Annotated in this window: 23 protein-coding genes and 1 pseudogene; 12 read left to right on the top strand and 12 right to left on the bottom strand. The window is 71.9% G+C overall.

The window, feature by feature from the left end:
- The first annotated feature begins 16 nt into the window (after window positions 1–16).
- A complete protein-coding gene (locus tag QFW77_RS17570; protein WP_280576118.1) occupies window positions 17–484 on the top strand; it encodes an RDD family protein in 468 nt (155 codons plus the stop codon).
- A 96-nt stretch (window positions 485–580) separates the two neighbouring features.
- Here QFW77_RS17570 and lptG read toward each other — a convergent pair whose 3' ends face one another.
- Together lptG and lptF are read right to left on the bottom strand one after the other, a co-directional pair.
- A complete protein-coding gene (gene lptG, locus QFW77_RS17565) occupies window positions 581–1,690 on the bottom strand; it encodes an LPS export ABC transporter permease LptG (protein ID WP_280576117.1) in 1,110 nt (369 codons plus the stop codon).
- On the bottom strand, window positions 1,687–2,772 hold the full coding sequence (gene lptF / locus QFW77_RS17560) for an LPS export ABC transporter permease LptF (protein WP_280576116.1): 1,086 nt from the start codon (window positions 2,770–2,772) through the stop codon (window positions 1,687–1,689). Before lptF ends, lptG begins: the two co-directional genes overlap by 4 nt.
- A 130-nt stretch (window positions 2,773–2,902) precedes the next feature.
- Between lptF and QFW77_RS17555 the strand changes: the two genes are divergently transcribed.
- From QFW77_RS17555 to QFW77_RS17545, 3 genes are all read left to right on the top strand, one after another.
- Window positions 2,903–4,390, top strand: coding sequence for a leucyl aminopeptidase (locus tag QFW77_RS17555; RefSeq protein WP_280576115.1), 1,488 nt, complete (start codon window positions 2,903–2,905; stop codon window positions 4,388–4,390).
- Between the two features lie 122 nt (window positions 4,391–4,512).
- On the top strand, window positions 4,513–4,932 hold the full coding sequence (locus QFW77_RS17550; protein WP_280576114.1) for a DNA polymerase III subunit chi: 420 nt from the start codon (window positions 4,513–4,515) through the stop codon (window positions 4,930–4,932).
- Window positions 4,933–4,996: 64 nt separating this feature from the next.
- Window positions 4,997–7,960 (top strand): valine--tRNA ligase, encoded by a 2,964-nt coding sequence (locus QFW77_RS17545; RefSeq protein WP_280576113.1) that lies wholly within the window; start codon window positions 4,997–4,999, stop codon window positions 7,958–7,960.
- 39 nt (window positions 7,961–7,999) lie between these two features.
- Here QFW77_RS17545 and rimI read toward each other — a convergent pair whose 3' ends face one another.
- The 3 genes from rimI to pssA are packed head-to-tail and all read right to left on the bottom strand — an operon-like array spanning window position 8,000 to window position 9,530.
- Window positions 8,000–8,464: a ribosomal protein S18-alanine N-acetyltransferase gene (rimI, locus tag QFW77_RS17540; protein ID WP_280576137.1), complete on the bottom strand. Its 465-nt coding sequence runs from the start codon at window positions 8,462–8,464 to the stop codon at window positions 8,000–8,002.
- 17 nt (window positions 8,465–8,481) lie between these two features.
- Window positions 8,482–8,748, bottom strand: a complete 267-nt coding sequence (locus tag QFW77_RS17535; RefSeq protein WP_280576112.1) for a hypothetical protein — start codon at window positions 8,746–8,748, stop codon at window positions 8,482–8,484.
- The gene (pssA, locus tag QFW77_RS17530) at window positions 8,745–9,530 is read right to left on the bottom strand and encodes a CDP-diacylglycerol--serine O-phosphatidyltransferase (RefSeq protein WP_280576111.1); all 786 of its coding nucleotides are present in this window, start codon (window positions 9,528–9,530) and stop codon (window positions 8,745–8,747) included. The genes QFW77_RS17535 and pssA overlap by 4 nt, the downstream gene beginning before the upstream one ends.
- A gap of 125 nt (window positions 9,531–9,655) precedes the next feature.
- Between pssA and QFW77_RS17525 the strand changes: the two genes are divergently transcribed.
- From QFW77_RS17525 to QFW77_RS17510, 4 genes are all read left to right on the top strand, one after another.
- Window positions 9,656–10,039, top strand: a complete 384-nt coding sequence (locus QFW77_RS17525; protein WP_280576110.1) for a DUF4124 domain-containing protein — start codon at window positions 9,656–9,658, stop codon at window positions 10,037–10,039.
- A gap of 3 nt (window positions 10,040–10,042) precedes the next feature.
- Window positions 10,043–10,318, top strand: coding sequence for a DUF4124 domain-containing protein (locus tag QFW77_RS17520; RefSeq protein WP_280576109.1), 276 nt, complete (start codon window positions 10,043–10,045; stop codon window positions 10,316–10,318).
- A 150-nt stretch (window positions 10,319–10,468) separates the two neighbouring features.
- Window positions 10,469–12,169: a proline--tRNA ligase gene (locus QFW77_RS17515; RefSeq protein ID WP_280576108.1), complete on the top strand. Its 1,701-nt coding sequence runs from the start codon at window positions 10,469–10,471 to the stop codon at window positions 12,167–12,169.
- A 140-nt stretch (window positions 12,170–12,309) separates the two neighbouring features.
- On the top strand, window positions 12,310–12,678 hold the full coding sequence (locus tag QFW77_RS17510; RefSeq protein ID WP_280576106.1) for an H-NS histone family protein: 369 nt from the start codon (window positions 12,310–12,312) through the stop codon (window positions 12,676–12,678).
- Between the two features lie 73 nt (window positions 12,679–12,751).
- Here QFW77_RS17510 and QFW77_RS17505 read toward each other — a convergent pair whose 3' ends face one another.
- Window positions 12,752–14,002: a threonine/serine exporter family protein gene (locus QFW77_RS17505; RefSeq protein WP_280576105.1), complete on the bottom strand. Its 1,251-nt coding sequence runs from the start codon at window positions 14,000–14,002 to the stop codon at window positions 12,752–12,754.
- Window positions 14,003–14,139: 137 nt separating this feature from the next.
- On the opposite strand from QFW77_RS17505, the gene QFW77_RS17500 reads away from it, so the two are divergent.
- From QFW77_RS17500 to QFW77_RS17485, 4 genes are all read left to right on the top strand, one after another.
- Complete coding sequence (locus tag QFW77_RS17500) at window positions 14,140–15,255, top strand: ABC transporter permease (RefSeq protein ID WP_280576103.1); 1,116 nt, start codon at window positions 14,140–14,142, stop codon at window positions 15,253–15,255.
- An 89-nt stretch (window positions 15,256–15,344) separates the two neighbouring features.
- On the top strand, window positions 15,345–16,163 hold the full coding sequence (locus tag QFW77_RS17495; RefSeq protein ID WP_280576101.1) for an ABC transporter ATP-binding protein: 819 nt from the start codon (window positions 15,345–15,347) through the stop codon (window positions 16,161–16,163).
- Between the two features lie 3 nt (window positions 16,164–16,166).
- Entirely contained in the window at window positions 16,167–17,093 is a 927-nt protein-coding gene (locus QFW77_RS17490; protein ID WP_280576099.1) for an MlaD family protein, read from the top strand.
- A gap of 44 nt (window positions 17,094–17,137) precedes the next feature.
- Window positions 17,138–17,785, top strand: coding sequence for an ABC-type transport auxiliary lipoprotein family protein (locus tag QFW77_RS17485; RefSeq protein ID WP_425603378.1), 648 nt, complete (start codon window positions 17,138–17,140; stop codon window positions 17,783–17,785).
- A 12-nt stretch (window positions 17,786–17,797) separates the two neighbouring features.
- Here QFW77_RS17485 and QFW77_RS17480 read toward each other — a convergent pair whose 3' ends face one another.
- The 6 genes and pseudogenes from QFW77_RS17480 to QFW77_RS19180 all read right to left on the bottom strand — a co-directional run.
- The gene (locus QFW77_RS17480) at window positions 17,798–19,153 is read right to left on the bottom strand and encodes a sensor histidine kinase (protein ID WP_280576095.1); all 1,356 of its coding nucleotides are present in this window, start codon (window positions 19,151–19,153) and stop codon (window positions 17,798–17,800) included.
- Window positions 19,154–19,186: 33 nt separating this feature from the next.
- On the bottom strand, window positions 19,187–19,870 hold the full coding sequence (locus QFW77_RS17475) for a response regulator transcription factor (protein WP_280576093.1): 684 nt from the start codon (window positions 19,868–19,870) through the stop codon (window positions 19,187–19,189).
- A 282-nt stretch (window positions 19,871–20,152) separates the two neighbouring features.
- Entirely contained in the window at window positions 20,153–21,085 is a 933-nt protein-coding gene (gene rimK / locus QFW77_RS17470) for a 30S ribosomal protein S6--L-glutamate ligase (protein WP_280576092.1), read from the bottom strand.
- Window positions 21,086–21,405: 320 nt separating this feature from the next.
- On the bottom strand, window positions 21,406–23,244 hold the full coding sequence (locus QFW77_RS17465) for a S8 family peptidase (RefSeq protein WP_280576091.1): 1,839 nt from the start codon (window positions 23,242–23,244) through the stop codon (window positions 21,406–21,408).
- A gap of 124 nt (window positions 23,245–23,368) precedes the next feature.
- A complete protein-coding gene (locus tag QFW77_RS17460; RefSeq protein WP_280576090.1) occupies window positions 23,369–26,521 on the bottom strand; it encodes a YadA-like family protein in 3,153 nt (1,050 codons plus the stop codon).
- A 63-nt stretch (window positions 26,522–26,584) separates the two neighbouring features.
- Window positions 26,585–26,764: pseudogene (locus QFW77_RS19180) on the bottom strand (hypothetical protein); the annotation flags it as partial.
- Between the last annotated feature and the right edge of the window lie 77 nt (window positions 26,765–26,841).

Genomic DNA, 26,841 nt, shown 5'->3' with positions numbered 1-26,841 from the left:
GCCTTATCCTGTGGCGATGGAATCCCCGCTTCCGCCGGCAAGGCCGCGCGCGCTCGTAGGCTGGCGTCTGCTGGCCCTACTCTACGACCTGTGGCCCGCGGCGGCCCTGTGGTTCGCGCTGTCGTTCCTGTTCAACCTGGGCTACCTGCTGGCCGGGCACGACACGCGCGAGTTCGTGGCGCCGTTCACCGCCCTGGGCTGGCTGCTGTGGGCGGCATGCTGGCTGGTCACCGGTGTGTACGCGACAGTCAGCTGGCGGCGCGGCGGGCAGACCCTGGGCATGCGGCCGTGGCGGCTGCGGGTGCGCGATGCCGCCGGCGGGCAGCCCGGCTGGCGCGCGCTGTGGCGGCGCTATCTGGTCGGCACGCTGTCGCTGCTGGCGGGCGGGCTCGGCTTCTGGTGGGCCTGGCTCGACCGCGACCGGCTGACCTGGCACGACCGCGCCAGCGCCACGCGGGCGATCCGCGAGCCCCGGCTGCGCTGACGCCCCACGCGGCAGCGGCGCGGCCGTCACCGCGCCAATGCGATCCCCCGGGAGCGGCCTGGGCCCTGTTGGCGCGACCGGAGCGCCAAGACGGCCCTAGCCGCTCCTGCGCCGGAACAGCAGGAAGGACACCGTCAGCATCACTGCCGGCGGAACCAGGTAGGCCAGGCGGAAATCGAACTGGTAGACCCCCGCCAGGCGCACGAACTGGTTCTGCAGCAGCCAGAAACCGAGCGCGAACACCACGCCGATGAACAGCCGCCGCCCTAGCCCGCCGCTGCGCAGGCTGCCGAAGGCGAACGGAATCGCGGCCAGACACAGCGCCAGCACGTTGATCGGATAGAACCAGCGGCCCCAGTAGTGTTCCTCGTACTCGCTGGCGTCCAGTCCGTTGCGCCGCCGGTATTCGATGCCGCTGCGCAGATCGGCGGCGCGCTGGTAGCGCGGCCGCCACAGGTTGCCGGCGGTGGCCAGCGCCGCCGAATCGAGCTGCGAGGCCCATCGTTCCTGGTCCACCGAGGTCTCGGTGACCGAGCGCTCTTCGAACCAGACCCGCCGCACGTCGCGCAGCAGCCAGCCACCGCCGTCGTGCTCGGCGGTGGCGGCGCTGGCCACCGAGGCCAGGCGGCCGTCGTCGTCGAACTCGAACAGGCGCACGTCGCTCAATTCCAGCCAATGGCGGTCCTCGTCGCTGCGCTCCTGGCCGGTGCGGGCGTTGAGGAAGGTGTCGCCTTCGCGCGCCCACAGCCCGGAGTATTGCGCCACGATCAGGTCCTTCGACTTCGCCGAGGCCTTCATCCCGTCGGCGCTGCGCTGCGCCCAGGGCGCGAGGGTCTCGCCATTGAGGATCATCACCACCGTCAGCAGCAGCAGCGGCACCGCCACCGAGGCGCTGAGACGCTTGCGCGACAGGCCCAGCGCGCGCAGCGCGGTCAGCTCCGAGGTGGCGGCCAGCTGCCCCAGGCCCATCAGCGTGCCGATCACCGCGGCAGTGGGGAACATCGTGTAGGCCCGGCGCGGCACGCTGTAGAGCACGTAGGTCAGCGCCTGGAAGAATCCGTAGTTGCCCTGGCCGATGTCGTCGATCTCCGAGAACAGCCCGCTGACCACCAGGTCCATGCCGACCAGCACCGCCCAGGTCAGCATCACCGTCACCGTGACCACGCGCGCGGCGTAGAGGTCGTGGAGCCGCGGAAACGGCATCATCGCGCCGGCCTCCGCGGGCGCCCGAGGCGGCCGTCGCCGAAGTACATCCAGGCGCCCAGGGCCAGCAGCGGCAGCACCAGCCACCACAGCCCCAGGGCGATCGGGATGGTCCCCTCTGCCAGCCAGTCCTGGCCCAGCAGCATGAGGTTGACGCCGACGAAATAGCCCAGGAACGCCAGCATGGTGCGGCCGTAGCGTGTCTGCCGGGGCGGGCTGCGCGCCAGCGGCACCGCGAGCAGGCCGAATGCCAGCGCCAGCAGCGGCGGGGCGATGCGGAAATGCAGTTCGGCGCGGGCCTCGCGGCGGTCGTCTCCGAACAGGTCCAGGGTCGGCTGCAGTTCCGGGTCGCCCTCGTCGCGCCTGCCCTCGGCGTCGGGCAGGTGCAGCTCGTTGCTGGCGAAGCGCATGAGGCGGAAATCCAGGCCCTCGCGCTGCGGGCCCTCGACCCTGAAGCCGTCGTCCAGGGTGAGGAAGCGGTCGCCGCTGGCCTCGACCGTCAGCCGGCCGGTCGCGGAGGTGGTCACGTCCATCCGCTCCTCGTCCTGCTGGTACACGAACACCCGGGCCATCTGCGAGCCGTCGTTGGACATCCCGCCGACGTAGACCACGCCGCGTCCGCCGGGCAGTTCGACGAACCGGCCCGCCTCCAGCCCCGCCACCAGCATGCTGCGGCTGCCCTGCTCGATCATCCGCTGGGAGTAGTCGCGGGCCCACGGCCCCAACCACAGCGAACACAGGCCGATGAAGGCGACCATGGGCAGCAGCAGCAGCAGCACCGGCCGCAGCAGGCGCACCGGGCCGACCCCGGTGGCGGTGAGCACCGGCATCTCCGAATCGCGGTACAGCCGCCCGACCCCGAGCAGCAGGCCCAGCAGCAGCCCCAGCGGAAGGATCAGCGGCAGGTAGTTGAGCACCTGCAGGCCGAGCTGCGACAGCATCATCCCTGCCGGGACCCGGCCGCGCGCGATGTCGCCGAGCACGTCGGCGAACACGCCGCCGAGGCTGACCACCATCAGCACCACCAGCACCGCGAAGGTGGCCTGGGCGAATTCGCGGAACAGGTAACTGTCGAGCTTCGGCATCGAGAGACGGGTTGCTTTAGACTTGGGGATTGGTTTTCGGGCGCATCTGCGCCGCGACAGTACGGCCCAGCGGCCGTCACGGTCGCGACAAGACGCCCGATTGTAAGGACCCGCACACGGAATCTGGTTGATGACCCTCGAATTCACCCTGAATCGCGACACCCCCGCCAAGGCCGCTGCCGACTGCATCGTGGTAGGCGTCTACGCCGACAAGCGCCTTGGCGCTGCCGCCGAGGCGCTGGACCGGGCCTGCGGCGGCCGGCTGGCGGCCCTGCTGGGGCAGGGCGACATCGACGGCAAGGCCGGCAGTACCACGATGCTGCACGGCCTGGAGGGCGTGGCGGCGCCCCGGGTGCTGGTGGTGGGCCTGGGCGAGCGCGCCAAGTTCGGCGCCGCGCAGTACCAGCGCGCAGTGGGCGACGCGGTCCGCGCGCTGAAGACCGGGGCGGTGGCCAATGCCGTGCTCACCCTGCCCGGGCTGGAGGTGGAGGGGCGCGACGCCGCCTGGGCGGTGCGCCAGGCGGTGGTGGCCGCCGACCACGCCGCCTACCGCTACATCGCCACGCTCGGCGCCACCAGCAAGAAGCGCGAGCACACCGGGCTGCGCAGTCTGGCGCTGTCCGGCGACGACCCCCAGGCGCTGGCGCAGGGCAAGGCGATCGCCGCCGGCGTCGAGTTCGCGCGCGAACTGGGCAACCTGCCGGCCAACATCTGCAACCCGGCCTACTTGGCCGAGCAGGCGACCACCTTCGCCGCGCGCTTCGACCAGGCCGCGTGCCAGGTGCTGGACGAGGCCGAGATGGAAGCGCTCGGCATGGGGGCGCTGCTGGCGGTGGCCCGCGCCTCCTCCAACCGCCCGCGCCTGATCGTGCTGGAGTGGAACAACGGCGGCGATGCGAAGCCCTACGTGCTGGTCGGCAAGGGCATCACCTTCGACACCGGCGGCGTCAACCTGAAGACCCAGGGCGGCGTGGAGGACATGAAGTTCGACATGTGCGGCGCCGCCACGGTCATGGGCGCGTTCGTCGCCGCCGCGGGCCTGGGCCTGCCGATCAACCTGCGCGTGGTGGTGCCGGCGGTCGAGAACGCGATCGACGGCAACGCCTACCGTCCCTCCGACGTGATCACCAGCATGTCGGGCAAGACCATCGAGGTCGGCAACACCGACGCCGAGGGCCGGCTGATCCTGTGCGACGCGCTGACCTATGCGCAGCGCTTCGAGCCGCAGGCGCTGGTCGACGTGGCCACGCTCACCGGCGCCTGCATGGTGGCGCTGGGCCGCCAGGCCAGCGGCCTGATGAGCAAGCACGACGATCTGGCCGCCGAACTGCTGGGTGCGGGCGAGACCGTGTTCGACCGCGCCTGGCGGCTGCCGCTGTGGGACGAGTACCAGCCGATGCTCGACTCGGCGTTCGCCGACGTCTACAACATCGGCGGGCGCTGGGGCGGCGCGATCACCGCCGGGTGCTTTCTCTCGCGCTTCACCGAGGGCCAGCGCTGGGCCCACATCGACATCGCCGGCAGCGCCAGCGGCGAAGGCAAGATGGGCATGGCCACCGGCCGCCCGGTCGGGCTGCTTTCGCAGTGGCTGCTCGACCGCGCCTCCGGCGCGGCGTGATCGGTGTTCGGCAAATGGTGATTCGATGAACGCAGACGCACCGCGTCGTGCCGGCGCACCACAAGTGAGGCACGAACCCGCCTTCGCGAATCAATAATCACGAATCACCAATCCCCGTCCAGATGCGCGCCGACTTCTACCTGATCGCCAAGCCGCGCTTCCGCGCCGAGCCGCTGCGCCTGGTCTGCGAGCTGGCGCGCAAGGCGCACGACGCCAACCTCCCGACGCTGGTGCTGGCGCGCGACCGCGAACAGGCCGAGGCGCTCGACGATCTGCTCTGGGACATGGGCGAGGATGCCTACGTCGCCCACCAGATCGCCGGCGGCGAAGAGGACGACGACACGCCGGTGCTGATCGCCTCGCCGGAGCTCGACCCGCCGATGCGCCCGCTGGTGATCAACCTGCGCGACGCCGCGGTCGAGGGCGGCTTCGAGCGGGTGCTGGAGGTGGTTCCGGCCGACGAATCCGCGCGCGGCCCGCTGCGCGAGCGCTGGAAGCGCTACAAGGCGCTCGGCCTGGAGCTGAAGAAATACGATATGTAGGAGAGCCGTGATTGGTGACTGCCGATCACGACCTGCCAACCACGAATCACCAATCGCCGCTCCCATGCCCCTAGCCCCCAGCTATGATCCCGCCAGCTTCGAGTCCCGCCTATACGCCGAATGGGAGGTTTCGGGCGCGTTCGCGCCACGCGGCGAAGGGCCCGCCTATGTGATCCTGCTGCCGCCGCCGAACGTCACCGGCACCCTGCACATGGGCCACGCGTTCCAGCACACCCTGCAGGACGCACTGGTGCGCTACCACAGGATGCGCGGCTTCCGCACCCTGTGGCAGATGGGCAGCGACCACGCCGGCATCGCCACCGAGATGGTGGTCACCCGCAACCTGGAACGCGAAGGCAGGGGCGAGACCCGGGATACGCTGGGCCGCGAAGGATTCATCGCCAGGGTCTGGGAATGGAAGCGGCAGTCCGGCGACACCATCGAGCGGCAGATGCGCAGGCTCGGCACCTCGGGGGACTGGAGCCGCAGCGTATTCACCATGGACGCGATGCCGTCGAAGGCCGTGCTCGAGGCCTTCGTGCGCCTGTACGAGCAGGGCCTGATCTACCGCGGCAAGCGCCTGGTCAACTGGGACCCGGTGCTCGACACCGCGATCTCCGACCTGGAGGTCGAGAACCGCGAAGTCCCCGGCCACATGTGGCACTTCAAGTATCCGCTGGCCGGCGGGGAGAGCTACGAATACGTCGAGCGCGATGCCGAAGGCAACGTGACCCTGCGGGAAACCCGCGACTACATCGCCATCGCCACCACCCGCCCGGAGACCATGCTGGGCGACGGCGCAGTGGCGGTGCACCCGGACGACCCGCGCTACGCCCCGATCGTCGGCAATCTGTGCGAGATCCCGGTCGGGCCGAAGGAACACCGGCGCCTGATCCCCATCATCACCGACGAATATCCGGATCCGGCGTTCGGCTCGGGCGCGGTGAAGATCACCGGCGCGCACGACTTCAACGACTACGCCGTGGCAGCGCGCAACGGGATCCCGCTCTACGCGCTGATGGACAGCCACGCGCGCATGCGCGTCGACGGCCTGCCCTACCAGGAGAGCGCGCGGATCGCAGGCCAGATCGCCTGCGGCGAACGCCCCCCCGCCGACGTGGGCGCCCTCAACCTGGTGCCCGACGAGCTGCGCGGGCTGGACCGCTACGAAGCCCGCCAGCGGGTGGTGGCGGCGATCACCGCCGAAGGCCTGGCCGTGACCGGTGCCGACGGCGAGCCGCTGGTCGAGTCGAAGCCGATCATGCAGCCGTTCGGCGACCGCTCCGGCTCGGTGATCGAGCCGTACCTGACCGACCAGTGGTTCGTGAGCATGGACGGAATGGGCCGCCGCGGGATGGAACTCGTCCAGGACGGATCGGTGAAGTTCGTGCCGCCGAACTGGATCAACACCTACCGCCACTGGATGGAGAACATCCAGGACTGGACGATCAGCCGCCAGCTCTGGTGGGGCCACCGCATCCCGGCCTGGTACGACGAGGCCGGCAACATCCACGTCGGCCGCGACGAAGCCGACGCGCGCGCCCGCGCCGGCCTCGGCGAAGACGTGCCCCTGCGCCAGGACAGCGACGTGCTGGAGACCTGGTTCTCCTCGGCGCTGTGGCCGTTCAGCACCCTGGGCTGGCCGGACCAGGCAGCGATGCGCGAGCGCGGCTTCGACGAATTCCTGCCGAGCAGCGTGCTGGTCACCGGCTTCGACATCATCTTCTTCTGGGTGGCGCGGATGATCATGATGACCGACGCGCTCACCGGCACGATCCCGTTCCGCGACGTCTACATCACCGGGCTGGTGCGCGACAAGGACGGCCAGAAGATGTCCAAGTCGAAGGGCAACATCCTCGACCCGCTCGACATCATCGACGGAATCTCCGCCGACGCGCTGGTCGCCAAGCGCACCACCGGGCTGATGCAGCCGCAGATGGCGGCGAAGATCGAGAAGGCCACCCGCAAGGAGTTCCCCGACGGCATCGCCGCCCACGGCGCCGACCCGCTGCGCTTCACCATGGCGGCGCTGGCCGGTCCCGGCCGCGACATCAAGTTCGACCTCGGCCGCGCCGAGGGCTACAAGAACTTCTGCAACAAGCTGTGGAACGCCACCCGCTTCGTGCTGATGAACACCGAAGGCCGGGAATCGGGAGTCGGGAATCGGGAATCGCAGGCTCCCGCACCCGTTACCGATGCGGAGCGCTGGATCCTCTCCCGCCTCGCGAAGACCGCCGCAGAAGCCGAAACCCATTTCGCCGCCTATCGTTTCGACCTGCTCGCCCAGACCCTGTACGAATTCGCCTGGAACGAGTACTGCGACTGGTTCGTAGAGCTGGCCAAGCCGGCGCTGCAGGGCAGCGACGCCGCGGCCGCCGACAGCACCCGCCGCACCCTGCTGGTGGTGCTGGAGGCGCTGCTGCGGCTGCTGCACCCGCTGATGCCGTTCGTCACCGAGGCGCTGTGGCGCCAGGTCGCGCCGCGGCTCGGCATCGAGGCGGCGACGATCTCGCTGCAGCCCTACCCGCGCGCGGCCGACCACGACGTCTCCGGCCACGCGCGCGCCGCGGCCGACGTGGAATGGCTGCGCGAGATGGTCTCGGCGCTGCGCCGCATCCGCAGCGAGCTGGGGGTCGCGCCCGCGCGCCGGGTCGCCCTGCTGCTGCAGGGCGGCAGCGCCGACGATGCGGCCCGGGTCGGCCGGTTCGCCTCGCAACTGTCGTTCCTGTTGCGGCTGGAGCGGATCGACACCGTCGCCGGCGATCCGCCCCCGGCCGCGGCCGGGGTGGTCGGCGCGCTGCGGCTGTTCGTGCCGCTGGAGGGACTGGTCGATCTCGACGCCGAGCGCGCGCGCCTGGACAAGGAGCTGCGGCGCGTCGAGACCGAAATCGGCAAGTGCGAAGGCAAGCTCGGCAGCGCCACGTTCGTGCAGAACGCGCCCGCCGCCGTGGTCGAGCAGGAGCGCCAGCGCCTGGCCGACTGGAACGCCCGCCGCGAGACCCTCGCCGCGCAGCGCGCGCGCCTGTAGCGGCGTTCCCGGCGCAGCGCCGCCGCCGCGGGCGCCGACTCAGCCGCCGGGGAGCAGCTCGATCGCCATCACGATGGCGTCTTCGCGCCCGTGCATGGCGGGGTAGTAGCGCGGGCGCCGGCCGATCTCGTTGAACCCCTCGTCGTGGTAGAGCGCGATCGCATGCGGGTTGGACGGGCGCACCTCCAGGAACACCCGCGCCGCGCCCTCCGCCTGGACGATGCGCAGCAGCGCGCGCAGCAGGCGGCGGCCGTGCCCGCGTCCCTGCCGCTCGGGATCGATGCAGAGGTTGAGCACGTGGGCCTCGTCCGCGGCCACGCTGGCCACGCCGTAGCCGAGGATCCCGTCGCCGGCCCGCAGCACCCAGGCCGGGTACCGGGCCCGCAGGCAGTCGCGGAAGATCCCCGGCGTCCAGGGGAAGGGATAGGCGCGACGCTCGATCGCCATCACCGCGTCCAGGTCGCCCTCGCGCATCGGGCGCAGGCCCGGGGCAACGTCCGCCATGCCAGCGGGCAGCGCGCTCACGGCCGCGTCCGGCGACGCAGCGCGCGCAGGCGGGGCCACAACGCGCGCTTGGCGGCGGGATCGCGCAGGCGCGAAAGCGGCCCCCAGCCGCGACAGAGCGCCGCGGCGTCCGGGTGATCGCGGCGGCTGCCGGCCGCGCGCAGCAACGCATCGAGCAGCGGATCGTCCGGCAGCGCCTCGGCCGGAGCGGCCCGCTGCCACAGCGTGAAGCCGAGCGCTTCCAGCGTTTCGCGCTGCACCTCGTCCCAGACGGGTTCGCTCATGGCACACCCGCGCCCGGGCCCGCGCCGGGGCGGCGGCGCCACAGCCATTGCGCCGGCCCGGACAGCGCATACAGGCTCGCCGCCGCCAGCAGGGTCTTGGGCGGATCGATCCACAGCGCGATCAGCACCGCCAGCGCGATCAACAGGAAGAAGAACGGCACCCGGTCGGAGCGCGGTCCGCTGCCGCCGCCCTTGAAGCTGCTGTAGCGAAGCTGGCTGACCATCAGCAGCGCCGCCACCACGGTCACCGCCAGCGCGGCGTAGCGCAGCTCCCCGCCGTCCCAGCCGAGGTCGTGGCTGGTCCAAACGAAACTCGCCATCAATCCCGCCGCCGCCGGGCTGGCCAAGCCGACGAACCAGCGCTTGTCCACCTTGCTCACCTGGCTGTTGAAACGCGCCAGCCGCAGCGCCGCGCAGGCCGCGTAGAGGAACGCCGCCAGCCAGCCGATGCGGCCGATGGTCACCCCGTCGAGCTTGAGCGACATCAGCGCCCAGTGGTACATCACCAGCGCCGGCGCCATGCCGAAGCTGATCAGGTCGGCCAGCGAGTCGTACTGCACCCCGAACTCGCTCTGGGTATTGGTCAGCCGCGCCACCCGCCCGTCGATGCCGTCGAGCACCGCGGCGACGAAGATGGCGACACAGGCCGCGCCGAACCGGCCCTGGGAAGCGGCGATGATCGCGAAGAAGCCTGCGAACAGGCCGCCGGTGGTGAACAGGTTCGGCAACAGGTAGATGCCGCGGCCGCGGCTCGGTCCCGGCGGGAGGGGGGGCTGGTCCATGCACCGAGTTTACCGGCCCCGGCGCGGCGCGAAAGCCGGACCGCGGTCATGGCCCGGACTGCCGCGACTTGCGCCGCGGCCCCCGGGGTGCTGCAATCGCCGCGATCCCCCTGCAGGAGTTCTCCATGCGCCATCTGATCCTCGGCACGGCCCTGGCCCTGGCCGCCAGCACCGCCTCCGTCGCCGGCGCACAGGAGGTCTACCAGTGGAAGGACGCCAGCGGCGTGACCCACTACTCCGAGGCGCCGCCGCCCAGCGGCAGCTACCAGCAGCGGCGGATCACCAGTTCCGGCGCCAGCGCCGGCACCGACCCCACCGCCGCGGCGGCACCGGCCGCCGAGAACCCGCAGTGCACCACGGCGCGCAGCAACATCGCCCTGCTGCAGGGCGACGGCCCGGTCGCGCAGGAAGACGGCAGCGAGCTGAACGAGGACGAGCGCGCCAACCAGATGGAACTGGCCCAGGCGGCGGTGCGGGCCTACTGCGCCGACGACGCTTCCGCGGACTGATCCATGCGCCCGGTCTGGGCCGTGGGGCTGGGCCTGGCCGCCGGGTGCGCGCTGGCCTGGTGGTTGTCGCGCGACCCACCGGAGGTGGTGGAGGCGCGCCAGGCGCGTGCCGAGGCGGCCGCCGCCGCCAATGCCGAGGAGGCGCGACCGGTGCTGTACCGCTGGCGCGACGAGGCCGGCAACCTGCAGGTCACCGAACGTCCGCCCGACGGGCGCGCCTACGAAAAGGTCGATCTGTCTCCGCGCGAGGGCATCGAAATCGACGGTAGCCGCCGCTAGCCCGCGCCGCTCGCCGGCGATCGGGCCGGTCCGGCCGCACCGGCCGGGTCCGGCGGCGCGCCTCTGGTGGAATGGCCCGCGACCTTTCCGGGCGGCAGCACGGCCGAAACACTGGCAGAATCGCCGATCCTCCGCCCGTGAAACACCCCGATGCGCCTGTCGCAATTCCATCTCCGCACCACCAAGGAAACCCCGGCCGACGCCGAGATCGCCAGCCACCGGCTGATGCTGCGGGCGGGCCTGGTCCGCAAGCTGGCCGCCGGCATCTACACCTGGTCGCCGCTGGGCCTGCGCGTGCTGCGCAAGGTCGAGGCGATCGTGCGCGAGGAGATGGACGCCGCCGGCGCCATCGAGCTGCTGATGCCGTCGGTGCAGCCGCGCGAACTGTGGGAGGAGACCGGGCGCTGGGAGAAGTTCGGAGGCCAGCTGCTCAAGCTGCAGGATCGCAAGGAATCCTGGTACTGCGTCGGGCCGACCCACGAGGAGGTCATGACCGACCTCGCCCGCCACGAGCTGGCCAGCTACAGGCAACTGCCGGTGACCTTCTACCAGATCCAGACCAAGTTCCGCGACGAGATCCGGCCGCGCTTCGGGGTGATGCGCGCGCGCGAGTTCCTGATGAAGGACGCGTACTCGTTCCACCTCGACGACGCCGGCCTCGACGCCGAGTACCGCAACATGCATGCGACCTACAGCCGCATCTTCACCCGCCTGGGCCTGCGGTTCCGCGCGGTGCAGGCCGATTCGGGCGCGATCGGCGGCGACGCATCCCAGGAGTTCCACGTGCTCGCCGATTCCGGAGAGGACGCCATCGCCTTCTCCACCGGCTCGGACTACGCGGCCAACGTCGAGGCCGCGCGCGCCGCGGAGCCCGGGCCGCGCCCGGCCCCCGCCGAGGCGATGCGCAGCGTCGCGACCCCCACGCAGAAGACCTGCGCGGAGGTCGCCGCCCTGCTCGGCGTGCCGCTGGCGCGCACGGTGAAGTCCATCGCCGCGATGAGCGGCGACGGCTTCGTGCTGGCGCTGGTGCGCGGCGACCACGAGGTCAACGAAATCAAGCTCGCCAAGGTGGAAGGCATGGCCGACTACAGGCTTGCGAGCGAGGCCGAGATCGCGACGAATCTCGGCTGCGAGCCGGGTTTCCTGGGCCCGGTCGGCACGCGCGCGCCGGTACGGGTGATCGCCGACCGCGAGGTCGCGGCAATGGCCGACTTCGTCGTCGGCGCCAACCGCCCCGGCGAGCACCTGACGGGGGTCAACTGGAGCCGCGACCTGCCCGAGCCCGACGCCATCGCCGACATCCGCAACGTGGTCGAGGGCGACCGCGCCGAGGACGGCGGAGAGCTGCGCATCGTGCGCGGCATCGAGGTGGGCCACGTGTTCCAGCTCGGCCGCCGCTACGCCGAGGCGATGCGCTGCACGGTGCTGGACGAGAACGGCCGCGAGGCGGTGCCGGCGATGGGCTGCTACGGCATCGGCGTTTCGCGGGTGGTGGCGGCGGCGATCGAGCAGAACCACGACGACGCGGGGATCGTCTGGCCCGAGCCGATGGCGCCATGGCGGGTCGCCGTGTGCGTGATCAACCCGAAACAGAATCCGGCGGTGGTGGAGGCCGCCGAAGCGCTGTACCGGGAACTGCAGGCCGCCGGCGTCGAGACCGTGCTGGACGACCGCGGACTGCGCCCGGGACCGATGTTCGCGGACATGGAGCTGATCGGCATACCGCACCGGGTGGTGGTATCCGAGCGCGGCCTGTCCACCGGCACCTTCGAATATCGCGCGCGCAGCGCCGCGGCCGCGGAGAATCTCGACCGCAGCGCGCTGTTCGCGCTGCTCGGGGCCGGGCGCTGAGCACGGCGGACACCCGATTGCGCCGCGCGGATGCTCGGCGTTCGATTATCTGTCGATTTGTCAACCATTTAGTTTCTCGATTACCATCCGGCGATGGCCAGGGAATGGCTGTATCCCCTTTCCATGATTCGGAGTAATTGATGGCAATCGATCTGCAGGGCCTGTCGGCCAGAGAACTCGACTCGCTGATCAACCAGGCGAAGCAGCGCAAGACCACGCTGAAGAAGCGCAAGCCCGTCGCCACCGTGCGCCGGAAACTCGAGGCCCTGGCGCAGGCCGAGGGCTATACCGTCGCCGAGCTGTTCGGCGGGCGCGGCGCAGCGACCACCGGGGCCCGCGCGCCCGCGAAGAAGGCCGCCAAGGGCCGCAAGCTCGGCAAGGTCGCACCGAAGTACCGCAATCCGGCCAACAAGGCCGAGACCTGGACCGGCCGCGGCAAGCAGCCGCGCTGGCTGGCCGCGCAGGTCAAGAAGGGCAAGAAGGTCGAGGATTTCCTGATCAAGAAATGACCCCGGCGCCACGGCTGGTTGGAGAACGCCGGCGCTGCCGGCGTTTTTCATGCCCGCCCGGACGCAGCCGCGATCAGAGGTTCTTGCGCGCCGGCAGCAGCAGGTTGCCGAACAGCAGGCCGGCGACCAGGGCCAGGATGATGTTGAGCACCGCCAGCATCGCCTGCTGGCCCGCGGCCACATCCTGCTGCTGCATCAGCGTCATCAGGCCGCGCAGGCTGGCGCTGCCGGGCACCAGCATGATGATCCCCGGCACCCGGATCACCGCACCGGGGCGGTTGGCCCAGCGCGCGTAGCCGTTGCCGGCCGCGGTCAATACCAGCCCCGACAGGAACAGACCGATCGACGATCCCCAGACCGCCCCCGCGTAGCGCGAGATCAGGTAGCCGCCGACCGCCGCGAGCATCACCAGCGGGTAGTCCCGGCGGCCGGCGCGGAACAGGATCGCGAACGACAGCGCGGCCATGGCCAGCGCGGCCCACTCCACCCAGTCCGGCTGCGGGCGATAGGCGCGCACCTGCGGATCGATGCCCAGCAGCTGCGCGACGGTCAGCGCGATCATCGTACCCACGGTCAGCTTGAGCACGGTGGTCACCGCACCCGCGAATCGCGTGGTGCCGGACACGAGGTGCTGGCTGGTCAGCTCGTTGACCGCGTTGGTCAACGCCATGCCGGGCAGCATCACGATCAGCGAGGCGATCACCACGGTATTGAGGTTGAGCGCCCCCACGAATCCGGCCACCGCGATCGCCACCAAGCCGGCGATCATGCCCGCGATCGCATCGCCGGCCTCCTTGAGCCGCTGGCCGTCGCGGGTCGCCAGGTCGAGCAGGCCGAGCAGCAGGCCGATCGTCGCGGCGGTGGCGATGTCGAGCCAGGGCAGGCGCCACAGCCCGGCCACCCCGGCGGAGATCATCGCGAACGCAGCCACTTGCACGGTCTTGCCGCGCCAGTCGGGCCGGCGCAGATCCAGTGCGCGCAGCGCCGCGTGGCCCTCGGCCAGGTCGAGGGTGCCGGCCACCACCTGCTCGGCGATGCGGTCGGCCTCGCACAGGCTGTAGAGGTCCACTTCGCCCGGCGCCAGCCGGATCACCCGGGTAGTGTCGCTGTCGCCCGGCGGGCGCTGCGGGTCGCTGAACGACAGCACCATGCCGGTCGGATTCACCCACGGCTCGCAATCCAGATCGAGCTGCTGCGCCACCGCGATCACCGTGGCCTCCAGCCTTTGGGCGGTGGTGCCATACGCGTGCAGGTGCTCGGCCAGCTCGACCACGAAGGCGATGCGGGCCGCGTAGGCGTAGGCACGGGGCGAGAGGCGGGTCATCGCCAAAGGATCGCACGCGAACAGCGGCTCCGACAGCTCGCCGGGGCCTTCACCGTCCGTCTTCGCGATTGCGTACTCTATGCCAGGGCCGGCACCCGCCGCCGGCACCCGCAACGCGCCAGGAATCTCCGCCCCGCATGACCGCGCCGGCCAACCCGCCGAACATCGAGATCGACGCCGAAGACGGCTCGCGGCTGCGCCTGGTCGGGCAGTGGACGCTGGGCTTCGCCGACGAGGTCGGCGCCTGCCTGCGCGCCGCCCCGGAGGACGCGCGCGAGGTCGACGCCGGCTCGGTGGAGCGCATCGACTCGCTGGGCGTGCTGCAGCTGCTGCGCTTCGCGCGCAGGCGCGGGCTTGCGTTCGAGGAGTTCGGCTTCCACGACGACCATCGCACCCTGGTGGAGGCGATCGGCGACGTCGCCGACGATCGTCCCACGCACAAGCGCGAATACGGGTTCGCGGCGGCGCTGGCGCGGCTGGGCTTCGCGGTCCAGGACAACTGGCGCGAGACGATCGCCCTGGTGAGCTTCCTCGGCGAGAACCTGGCCAAGCTGGGGCGGCTGCTCAAGGAGCCGTCGCGCTTCCGGCTGACCTCCACCGTGCACCACATGGAGCAGGTGGGCCTGGACGCGGTGCCGCTGGTGATGCTGCTCTCCTACCTGGTCGGCGCGGTGATCGCGTTCCTCGGCGCCACCATCCTCGCCGACTTCGGCGCGGAGATCTTCGTGGTGGAGCTGGTCAGCGTCGCCTTCCTGCGCGAGTTCGCGGTGCTGCTGACCGCGATCATCCTGGCCGGCCGCACCGCCAGTGCGTTCACCGCGCAGATCGGCGCCATGGTCAGCCGCGAGGAGGTGGACGCGATCCGCACCCTCGGGCTCGATCCGGTGGACCTGCTGGTGCTGCCGCGGATCATCGCGCTGCTGGTGATGCTGCCGCTGCTGACCTTCCTGGCGATGATCGCCGGCCTGGCCGGCGGCCTCTCGGTGGGCGCCTTCAGCCTGGAGATCCCGCCCCAGGCCTACCTGGCGCGGATGCAGGACACCTTCCAGCTCCGGCACATGCTGGTCGGCCTGTCCAAGGCGCCGCTGTTCGCGCTGCTGATCGGCCTGATCGGCTGCCTGGAGGGCCTGCAGGTGCAGGGCACCGCGCAATCGGTGGGCGAGCGCACCACCTCGAGCGTGGTGCAGGCGATCTCGCTGGTGATCGTGATCGACGCGGCGGCGGCGATCTGGTTCATGCACATGGGATGGTGAGCGGATGGGCATCAACGGCCAGGCCTACCGGGACCGGACCGGTCCCGCCCCCCGGTTCCTCACGCGCGCGGCGCTATCCTGCCCCGGCCATGGCTGATTCCGCGACCCCAGAACCCGCCGTCCGCGTCCGCGGCGTGGACAACCGCTTCGGATCCCAGGTCGTGCACGAGGGCCTGGACCTGGAGGCGCGCCGTGGGGAAATCCTCGGCGTGGTCGGCGGCTCGGGCAGCGGCAAGTCGGTGCTGATGCGCACCATCCTGGGCCTGCGCAAGCCCGACGCCGGCGAGATCGAGGTACTGGGGGTGGACGCCCGCAGCGACGATCCGGCCGCCCGGCTGCACATCGAGCGCAACACCGGGGTGCTGTTCCAGGACGGGGCGCTGTTCTCCTCGCTGACCGTCGGCGAGAACGTCGAGGTGCCGCTCAAGGAGCACTATCCGCACCTCGCCGACTCGCTGCGCTACGAACTGGCGCTGCTCAAGATCAAGCTCGCCGGGCTCCCCGCCGATACCCTCGGCAAGCTGCCCTCGCAGCTCTCGGGGGGCATGCGCAAGCGCGCGGGTGTCGCGCGCGCGCTTGCGCTCGACCCGCCGCTGCTGTTCCTTGACGAGCCCACCGCCGGGCTCGACCCGATCGGCGCGGCGGCCTTCGACGAGCTGATCCGCACCCTGCAGCAGGCGCTCGGCCTGACCGTGTTCCTGATCACCCACGATCTGGATACCCTGTACGCGATCTGCGACCGGGTCGCGGTGCTCGCCGACCGCAGGGTGCTGGCGACCGCGCCGCTGGAAGAGATCGAACGGCTCGACCACCCGTGGGTACAGGAGTACTTCCACGGTCCCCGCGCGCGCGCCGCGCGCCGCGCGCGCGACACCGACCCTTCGCGCGGCACTGCCCTGGAAGCCTGAAGCGTGGAAACCAAAGCCAACTACGTGCTGATCGGCGCCTTCACCATCGCGGTGGCGGTATTCGGACTGCTGTTCGCGCTGTGGGCCGCCAAGTACGCTTCCGATCGCAGTTGGGAGGAATACGCGGTGGTGTTCAACGAGCCGGTGACCGGCCTGTCGGAAGGCAGCAGCGTGCAGTACAACGGCATCGCGGTGGGCTCGGTGGAGAGCCTGCAGCTGTCGCCGGACGACCCGCGCCAGGTGGTGGCGCGGCTGCGCATCGATGCCCGCACCCCGGTCAAGGTGGATACCCGCGCGCGGATGTCGATGACCAGCCTGACCGGGCCGCCGATCATCCAGCTCACCGGCGGCAGCCCGGACTCGCCGCGACTGGCGACCCAGAGCGACCGGGAAGTGCCGATCATCCTCACCGAACCTTCGGCCCTGCAGAACATCGCCGACACCGCCAATCGCCTGGTCGAGCGCCTCGACAAGCTGCTCAGCGAAGACAACATCGCCAAGGTCGACCGCACCCTGACCCATATCGAAGCGGTGACCGGCGCGCTCGGCGAGGGCAGCGAGGACATCAGCGGACTGCTGCGCTCGGCGCGCGCCGCCAGCGAACGCCTCGAGCGCACCCTCGACTCGGCCGACAGCGCGATCACGGACTTCGATCGCGGCTTCGTGCAGGAACTGCCGCAGCTGATCGACAAGCTCGACCGCACCCTGACACGGCTGGACTCGGCCGCCGACGGCGCCGACGCGATCCTCAACGAGAACCGCGCCGCCATCAGCAACTTCGCCAACGACGGCCTCGGCCAGCTCGGCCCGACCCTGAGCGAACTGCGCTCCCTGATCCGCGATCTGCGCCGGATCAGCGACCGCCTCGAGAACAATCCGGCGCGCTACCTGCTCGGCCGCGACGCTCCCAAGGAGTTCGAACCAGAATGAAGACCGCCTCCCGCGCCCGCCCCGATCCCCGTAGCGGCATCGCCGTGCTCGCACGCACCGCCCTGGCGGCCGCACTGGCCGTGTCGGTAGCCGGCTGCGGCCTGCTCGGCGGCGCCGGCGACCACGAGCGCGCGACCATCTATGCGCCCGACGTTCGGATCGAGCCCGATCCGTCCTGGCCGCGGGTTGACTGGCAGCTGGCGATCGGCAATGCCGCATCCTCACGGGTCACCGACAGCCCGCGCATCAACGTGCGCCCGGTCCCCTCGGAGCTCGAGGTCTACGCCGGCGCGGCCTGGGCCCAGCCGGCCACCGAACTGCTCGAGGACACCCTGCTGCGCGCGTTCGAGGACTCCGGCCGGATCGAAGCGGTGGCGGGCAACGATAGCGGCATCCGTTCCGACTACAAGCTGGTCCTGGACCTGCGTCGTTTCGAATCGGATTACGCTGGCGCCGCGGTGCCAAGCGCGACCATCGAGGTCGCCGCCAAGCTGCTCTACAACCGCGAGCAGCGGGTCGCAGCCTCGCGCACGTTCCTGCAGGCGGTGCCCGCCGAGGGCACCGACGTCGACGCGGTGGTCGCCGCCTTCGAGCAGGCGCTGGCGGCACTGACCGCCGAGGTGGTCGGCTGGACCCTCGCCAGCGGCAATGCCGACGCCGTCAACGTGGTACCGCCGCCGGCGCCCCGCTGAGCCTCGCCACCGCTACGCCTTCGCGGCGGCCTCCGCCGAGAACGACAGCGTCGCCACCACCCCCTGACGCTCGCCCGGCACCACCCGCACGCTCCAGCCGTACAGCGCGCACAGGCGGCGCACGATCGACAGCCCGATGCCGCCGCCCTGGGAATGCTCGGCGTGGGTGCCGCGGTAGCCGCGCTCGAACAGCCGAGCCGCATCCTCCGCGCTCAGGCCCGGGCCGGAGTCGATCACCTCGACCGCGCCGGGCAGCAGGCGCACGATGACCTCGCCGGCGCTGGTGTACTTGACCGCATTGCCCACCAGGTTGCCCAACGCCACCGAGACCGCCGCCTCCGGTGCGTCCACCACCATTCCGGTCTCGCCCTCCAGCCGCAGCTGCAGCGGCTTGTTGCCGACCTGGGTGCGGTGCGCGTCGAGCAGCTGTTCGGCCACGCGCGCCACGTCGGTGGCGCCGTGGCCGCGTTCGTTGCGCGAGAGCAGCAGCAGCGCGCTGATCAGGTCGGTGCACTGCTGCTCGGCGCGCTGGATCCGCAGCAGCCGGGCCTCGGTCTTCGCATCCAGGTCGGGCTTGGCCAGCAACAGCTCGGAGGCGCCGCGGATCACCGCCAGCGGCGTCCGCAGCTCGTGGCTGACGTCGGCGTTGAACTCGCGGTCGCGCTGGACCACCTCGGTCAGCCGCGCGGCGTAGTCGTCGAGCGCGCCGGCCAGCTGGCCGACCTCGTCGTCGGGAAAATGCGCCGCCAGCGCCTCGGGTTGCGCGCTGTCGCCGGAGTCCTGCAGGCGCCGGGCCAGCTCCGAGACCGGGCTCATCACCCGCGACGCCGCCCACCAGCCGACCAGCAGCGACAGCATCGAGACCAGCAGCACCGAGCCCAGGATGGCGCGCTGGAACTGCGCTTCTCCGCGCGCCGCCTGGGTCATGTCGTAGGCGAGAAAGAACCACTCCTCCGGCGTCTTGCGGACCGCCAGCTTGTAGGAGAAGGGTTCGCCGGTCTCGTCCACGCCGCCGAGGTTGTGGATGCCGTCGGGCAGGTCGTACCAGTCCGGCTGTTCGCTGCGCAAGGTCTCGAAGCGGTGCCTGGGCACCACCCGCGCGAGCATCTGCTGCACCGGAAGGTCCGGGCTACGGGTCGGGTCGGGATTGCTGTAGTAGCGCCGCGCGAACTCGTCGATGTTGCGATTCATCACGTCCTCGACGAGATCGTTCTCGACGCGGTTGCGGGCCTCCTGGGTCAGGAACGCGAACAGCGCGGTGAGACCGAAACCGAGCAGGACGAAGGACAGGATGATGCGGCTGCGCAGGCGCCGCCGGTAACGCCTGGCCCGGCGCACGGAGGCTGCGGGCTTGGGGTCGGTCGACATGTGCGAGGAGGACGGCGCCAACCGGGGCGTGGACTAGCTGCCGCCCTCGGGTGCGGCGATCCGGTAGCCGATGCCGTGGCGGGTCTGGATCAGCTGGGTGTCGAAGGGCTTGTCGACCACCGCCCGCAGGCCGTGGATGTGCACGCGCAACGAATCCGAATCCGGCAGCTCCTCGCCCCAGACGCGGGTTTCCAGCTCCTGGCGGGTGACCACCGCGGGGGCGGCCTCCATCAGCGCCTGCAGGATCTTCAGCGCGGTGGGGTTGAGCTGCAGCAGCTTGCCCTGGCGCCGCACCTCGAGGGTATCGAGGTTGTACTCCAGGTCGGCGGTCTCCAGCACCCGGGTCTGCACGCCGCGGCCGCGCCGCGACAGCGCGTTGAGCCGGACCTCCACCTCCTGCAGCGCGAACGGCTTGATCAGGTAGTCGTCGGCGCCCGAATCGAAACCGGAGAGCTTGTTGTCGAGCGAGTCGCGCGCGGTCAGCATCAGCACCGGGGTCTGCTTGCGCGCCTCGTTGCGCAGCTTGCGGCAGACCTCGAGTCCGTCCATGCCGGGCAGGTTGAGGTCGAGCACGATCGCGTCGAACTCGTGGACCACCGCCAGGTGCAGGCCGGTGACCCCGTCGGCGGCGAAGTCGACGGTATGGCCGCGGTCCTCCAGGTAGTCGCCGAGATTGGCGGCGATGTCCTGGTTGTCTTCGATCACGAGTATGCGCATCGCCAATGGATTCCGTTGTGGGGCGTGGGTGCCGGGGAGCGGTTCGACCGCGAGGCGGGCGCGGGGTTTCCCGACGATGCGGGGATTCTGGCACATGGCGGCGCGAAGCCCGCGTCGGCCGCGCCCCTCTTCGGGCCGATACAAAAGACCCAGGCGATGGCTCGCCTGGGTCAATGAGTACTGCCCCGATTGCCCGTCCTCTGCCGGCCGGCTGGCTGCAAAGGAACAGCGGGCCGGCGGATCGCGGACCAGCAAGCTACGCCCCGGGCGATTAAACCCGGGTTAAGTCGGTTGTTGTTTTTTGGTTAAGGCAGTCTGGGCCTTCGGTCTGCGCGGCATCGCCGCGGCGGCGGTGGCCACGAAATCGACGATCCGGCCCGCCAGATCGGCCCCGGCGACCGCTTCGATCCCCTCCAGGCCGGGGGAGGCGTTGACCTCCAGGACCAGCGGGCCACGGCGCGAACGGATCAGGTCCACCCCCGCCACCCCCAGCTCCAGCGCGCGCGCGGCCCGCACCGCCAGCGCCCGCTCGTCCGCCGACGGCACCGCGGCATGCCCGCTGCCGCCGCGGTGGAGGTTGGAGCGGAAGTCGCCCGGCGACGCTTCGCGTCGCATCGCCGCGACCACGCTGTCGCCCACCACCAGGCAGCGCAGATCGCGGCCTTCCGCCTCGGCGACGAATTCCTGGACCAGGAAGTTGGCGTACAGGCCGCGCAGCGCCTCGATCACGCTGCGCGAGGCCGAAGGCTTCTCGGTCAGCATCACCCCCGCCCCCTGCGCGCCCTCGTTGAGCTTGATCACGTGCGGCGGCGGACCGAGCATCGACAGCAGGTCGGCGGTGTCGTCGGGGTTGTCGCCGAATACCGTCGCCGGCAGGTCGATGCCCTGCGCCGCCAGCAGCTGGTGGCAGCGCAGCTTGTCGCGCGCCCGGGCGATCGCGGCCGAGGTCGCGGGGGTATAGGTGCCCATCAGCTCGAACTGGTGCAGTACCGCGTTGCCGTAGCGGGTGATGGAGGCGCCGATCCGCGGGATCACCGCGTCGTAGCCCGACACCGGCCGTCCCTTGTAGTGCATCGAGAAGCCGTCGGCGGCGATGCGCAGGTAGCAGCGCAGCGGATCGAGCACGCGCACGCTGTGGCCGCGCGCGCGCGCCGCCTCGACCAGTCGCCGGGTCGAGTACAGTCTGGTGTTGCGGGAGAGGATGGCGAGTTTCACTCGGGCGGTTCCGGCAATGCGCGGTACCGCCGGCGCATGCCGGCAGCGGACAGCCCTTATACCGGAGCCGGTGCGCATGTCGCATGACCCCGGGGTTCCGGGCGGTGTCCACCTCCCCTCCCCGCGAAGGGAAACACTCTCCGTCTGCGGCTGCCCATCGCTGAGCGACGGAAGTCGCGACATGCGCGATGCCCTGCCGGCTCCCGTGGGTCCTTCGCGGACAGGCCGGCGAGCTGCCAGGGATGGCTGACCGCAAAAAAGAACCGCCCGCCACCGGCCCCCAAAGGCTGGGGGACTGGTGGCGGACGGCCGGGAAAGCCTCAGTGGCGCACGTCCAGGGTGACCCCGCGGTAGCTCTGCGCCGCCTGCACGCGGATGAACCAGGTGCCGGCGCGCGGCCGCATCACCCGCAGAGTCTCGGCGTTGGTGCCGGGCCGGCGGCTGCGCAGTCGGGCGGTGTCGGCGTCCGGCGGGGCGCCGAAGGACACCAGCAGATCGGCATCGCCGGTGCCGCCGTGGGTGGCCAGGCTCAGCGCGCGAGTGCCGGCCGGCACCTCCAGCGCGAACAGCAGCGCGTCTCCCGCCGTGGCCTCAAGGCCGGCGGCCGGCTGCCGGTCGAACACCGGCATCGGCAACAGCGGGCGCGCGCACGGTTCCGCCGGCACGCATGGCGGATCGAGCACCGCCGACACCGCGGCGCCGGCGTCGACGATGCCCACCCCGATCGGCCACGACGGGGGGATCCGCACCGGGTACGGGAACGGCCGCGCGGTCGCCACCAGCAGGTCCTCCAGCTGCGCCGGCGTCAGCGGCGTCGCGGCCACGCTCTGGACCAGCGCGGCAACGCCGGCCACGTGCGGCGCCGCCATCGAGGTGCCCATCATCCCGGCGTAGCTGGCGCCGCCCTCGACCGGTCCCTCGAGGCTGTCGTGCGACGCCTGCCAGACGAAGCTGAAGACGTCGTAGACGATGTCGCCGCCCGGGGCGGACAGGTCGATTCCGGCGCCGACGTTGCTGTAGTAGGCGATATCTCCCTCGGGGTTGGTGGCACCCACCGCGATCACGTTGGCGCAGCCGGCCGGGGTGACCCCGGCCACGTCCTGGCGCCACGCGGAATTGCCGGCGGCGACCACCACGGCGCTGCCGTTGGCGACTGCCGCGTCGATCGCCAGTTGCATCTCCGAGCCGGGTTCGCAGGGGTGCAGCCCGGCGAGGCTGAGATTGATCACCTCGGCCGGATCCGGGTTGTCCGGCACCCCGGCCACGCTGTCGCCCGAGGCCCAGACGATGGCATCGGCGATGTCGGAGTCGTAGCCGAACCCGCAGCGGCCCAGCACCCGCATCGGCAGCACCTTCGCCCGCGGCGCGGTCCCGGCCAGGCCGATGCCGTTGCCGGTCGCCTGCGCCACGGTTCCGGCGACGTGGGTGCCGTGCCAGGAGCTGTACGACAGCTCGCACAAGGCCGGGTCGTCGTTCCAGGTGCCGAGGTCCCAGCCTCCGGGTACGCGCTCGGCGCCGTCGCGGCGCGAGAGCACCGGATCGGTGATGAAGTCGTAGCCCTCGAGCATGTTGGCGTCCAGATCCGGGTGCCGGGTGATGCCGGTGTCGAGCACCGCCACCGTGATCCCGGCGCCGTCTGCGCGGTGCCAGGCCTCGGTCGCGTGGACGCCGCCGGCGTAGCCGTGCAGGTGCCATTGCAGCTCGGCGAAGTCGGGGTCGTCGGGGGACGGCGCGGCCGCTGCTTCCACCGCGAGGCCGGCATGCGCCAGCAGCCGGTCCACGACGGCCCGCTCGACCGCCGGGTCGGCGCGCAGCTGGGCGAGGAAGCGTCCGGCTTCCACCGGGTCGAGCCCACGCGAGGCACGCAGCACGTGCGCCCCGGTCGCGGTCCTGCGCAACGGCGCGATGCGCAGCCCGCCGGCCTTGCCGGGCAGCGCCAGGCCGCTGCGCGCCAGCGCCGAGTCCACGCCACGCTGCGCCGCACGGGCGTCGCCGGCCTCGGCGCTGCCGTCGCGATAGCGCACCACGAAGCGCGCATGGCGCCGCGCGATCCCCGCCGTGGCCAGGTCGGCGATGCGTGCGGAAGGATCCTGCGCGGTGGGCGCCCCGCCGACCGCGCGCGCATCGGCAGCGGCCATCGCGCTTGCGCCCAGGGCCATGGCCGCGGCCAGAACGGGGATGGAGGGAATGCGACGACAGGACATCTGCGACTCCGAATGCTCGGCCGGCGGCGCTGCGCACCGGCGTGGAAGGTCGCCCCGCGGCACCGCCGCGGGGCCCGATTCACCAGCTGAAGCCCGCGCCGGCGGTCACGCTGTTCTCGCCGTCGGCGAAGGCGCCCCCGATCGAGATGCTGGCGCGGTCGCCGATGGCGCGCTGGTACCCGACCGCCATCGCCTCCTCGCCGCCCTGTGCGCCGAAGCCGACGCCGACCCGGTTGCGCCCGGCCAGGCCGGCGGTGTTCAACGCCATGCCCGCGTAGGCGCCGCTCATCGCACCCATGCGATCGATGCGGCGGTCCTGGTGCCGCAGGCGCTCGTCGAGCTCCCCGCGCAGCGAGGTGAAGCTGTCCTCCCAGGCCGCGAACTGCTGGTCGGTGTAGGACTTCGCGGCGTCCAGGGTGCGGGCATCGCCGGCTTCGACCTGGGCCACGTTGGCGGCATCGTGGTCGTCGACGCCGGCGGCCACATTGGTGACGCGGCGACGGTTGTCGGCGCTGCCCACCGAAACCGTGTTGGCCTGGTCCGCGACCGACCCCTGGCCCAGCGCCACCGAACCCTCGGCGGTCGCGCGCGCGCCCTGCCCGAGCGCCGTGCCGGAGGCGGCCTCGACCACGGCCCCCGACCCCACCGCCACCGCATCCGCGGCGCCGGCGGCGATCGACGCGCCGGCCCCGACCGCTGTGCCGCCTTGCGCCTCGACCACCGCTCCGGCGCCGATCGCGGTGTCGTCGTCGTCCGCGGCCACGCTGCCGGCGCCGACCGCCAGCCCCTTGCCGCTGCCGGCCGGAGCGCCACCACCCGTGCCACCGCCGGCGCCGCCACCGGCCCCACCGTTTCCGCCACCCCGCTCGAGCCGGCCGACGCGGCCGTCCAGCCCGGTCAGCGCCGCGTCGAGCGCGCCGAGCGCATCGCCGACGTTGCCGTAGTAGCTGCCCTGCACGGAGAACACCGAGCCGATCAGCCGGCCGCCGGCGTCGACCACGGTGCCGCCGCCGAACGCGGTGGCCACCGAGTCCATCGCCCGGTAGAGCTGGGCGCCGTTGACCGCTTCGCGGCTCGATGCCCGGACCGCACCGGCGGCCACATTGGCCAGTGTGGTGCCCCGCGCACCCGCCAGGGTGACGCGGCCGCGGCCGGCGTCGTCGTAGACGACGGCGTTCGCGGAGATCTCGCCGATCTCGTCGGCCACCGCGGTCAGCTGGTCCAGGTTGACCGCATCGGTGCCCCGGGTGCCGGCGGCGACATTGACGATCTGCCGTTCGGCGCCGGCGCTGCCGACCGACACCGTGTTCTCGCGATCGGCGATCGCGCCGCGGCCGAGCGCGACGCTGTTGGCGCCCATCGCCCAGGCGTCGACGCCGAGCGCCAGGCTGGACCCGCCGTCGGCCTGGCTGCGGAAACCCAGGGCCACGCTCTCGTCGCCGTAGGCGCGCGCCACCTGGCCGAGGGCGGTCGAACTCTCCCCGTACGCCCCGCTGCCGCTGCCGACCGCGAGCGTACGCACCGCCGCCGCGGTCGATCCCTCGCCGTACGCGGTGGCGAACTCGCCCGCCGCCACCGCCATCACCCCGACCGCGGTGCTGCGGTCCGCGCGGGCGCTGCCGCCCACCGCGACCGCCATCTCGCCGCCGGCATAGGCGCCGGCACCCACCGCCGTGGAGGCGTATTCCAGCGCGCGCGCGCCGGCGCCGATGGCGGTGCTCTCGCGGCCCGAGGCGATGGTGGCGAATTCCTCCATTTCCCAGGTCTCGCCGTTCATCACGTACAGGTGCCCGCCGATCGCGGTCGCCGAGTCCGCGGTCGCCTCGCTGCCGGCGCCGTAGGCGCTGGCGTAGGCGGCCGAGGCGGTGCTGTTGAATCCTCCCGCGGTGGCGTGCCTCTCGAACGCGAACGCGCCGCTGCCGAATGCCGATGCGCCGAGCTCGCCGGCGTAGGCGCCGGAGCCGGCGGCGGTGGCGAACTCGCCGTCGGCGGTGGCCGGCTGGTCGTTGTCGGCGTCGCCGGTGGCCTCGAAATAGCGGCTGTGCGCGGTCGCCCGCTCCAGCTGCGACAGGTTCACCGCGTCGGTGGCCTCGGTGCCGGCGGCGACGTGGGTGATCTGGCGGTCGATCGCCTCGACCTCGACCGGGATCACGCCGTGGTGGATGCGTGCGGGGGTGCCGACCGAGACCGAATTGGGCCGGTCCGCGAACGAATAGCTGCCGAGCGCCACCGCATTGTCGGCGCCGATGGCGACCTGCGCGTGCGGGCCCAGTGCCATCCCGGTGGCGGTCTCCGGAAAGACGATGCTGTTCCAGCCCAACGCCACGGCCTGAAGGCCCCCGACCGCGGCGTTGCCACCGAGGGCCAGGCTGCCGTCGCCCTCGGCAATGGCGCCGACGCCCAGCGCGGTGCTGCGCGGACCGCGCGCCTGCGCCCGGCTGCCCACCGCGGTGGCGAAGACCTCGTAGGCGCGCGCCTGCCCGCCGACCGCGACGCTGTGGTCGCCGCGCGCGGTGCTGGCCTGGCCGATGGCGGTGGCGCTGCTGCCGCTCGCCTCGGACACCACCCCCAGCGCGGTCGCGCCGTAGTCGGTGGCGCGGGCCGCGGTGCCGATCGCGGTGCTTTCCTGCCCCGAGGCCTCGGTGGACCAGATCTCCTCTTCCCAGGTCTCGCCGTTGATCACCACCATCTGTCCGCCCACAGCGACGGCGCTGTCGCCGGTGGCCTGGCTGCCGACGCCGTAGCTGCTGCTCCACTGCCCGGAGGCGAGGCTGTTGAACCCACCGGCGGTGGCGTAGTCGCCGAGCGCGAACGCGCCGCTGCCGAACGCCGAGGCGCCGAGTCCGGCCGCATAGGCGGCCGAACCCGCAGCGGTGGCGTAGTCGCCTTCCACCGCCGCCTCCTGGTCGTTGCCGGGGCCGCCGCTGGCGGCGAGATAGCGGGTGTCCTCGGTCGCGGCCTCGAGCTGGTCGAGGTTCACCGCGTCGTTACCCTCGGTCCCGGCGGCCACATGGGTGATCTGGCGCGTTTCGGGGAAGCCGTCGATGTTCGCACCGGCGCCCACCGACACCGCGTTGGCGCGATCGCCGACCGATCCGGCGCCGAGCGCCACGCTGCCCTCCTCGAGCGCGAAGGCGTAGAAGCCCAGCGCCGTGGCGCCGCGGCCGGCGGCGAACGAGGAGCCGCCGAGCGCGGTGGACCAGGTGGCGTTGGCGAAGGCCGAGCCGCCCACCGCGGTGGCGAAGGCCTCGGTGGCGAACGAGTCCCAGCCCAGTGCCGAGGCGTAGTCGCCGGTGGCCTGCGCGGCCGCGCCGAAGGCGGAGGCGTGATCGCCGGTGGCCGCGGTCGGGACGTGGCCGAGGATCGCGCCGCCCGGCCGGCTGCCGCCGACGGCGGTGCTCTCGACGCCACTGGCGCGCGCCGATTCGCCGAGCGCGACCGCGCTGGCGCCTTCGGCGCTGGCGCGCGATCCCAGCGCGGTCGCCCAGAGCCCCGGCGCCGAACGCGCTGGCGGCGGCGCCGTTGGCGGTGGTCACGCCCTCGAGCACGACC

It is taken from the genome of Luteimonas endophytica, assembly GCF_029887875.1.
Classification (GTDB): domain Bacteria; phylum Pseudomonadota; class Gammaproteobacteria; order Xanthomonadales; family Xanthomonadaceae; genus Luteimonas; species Luteimonas endophytica.
Note: the sequence above shows the minus strand (reverse complement) of the source record. Positions and strands in the feature narration are given on the sequence as shown.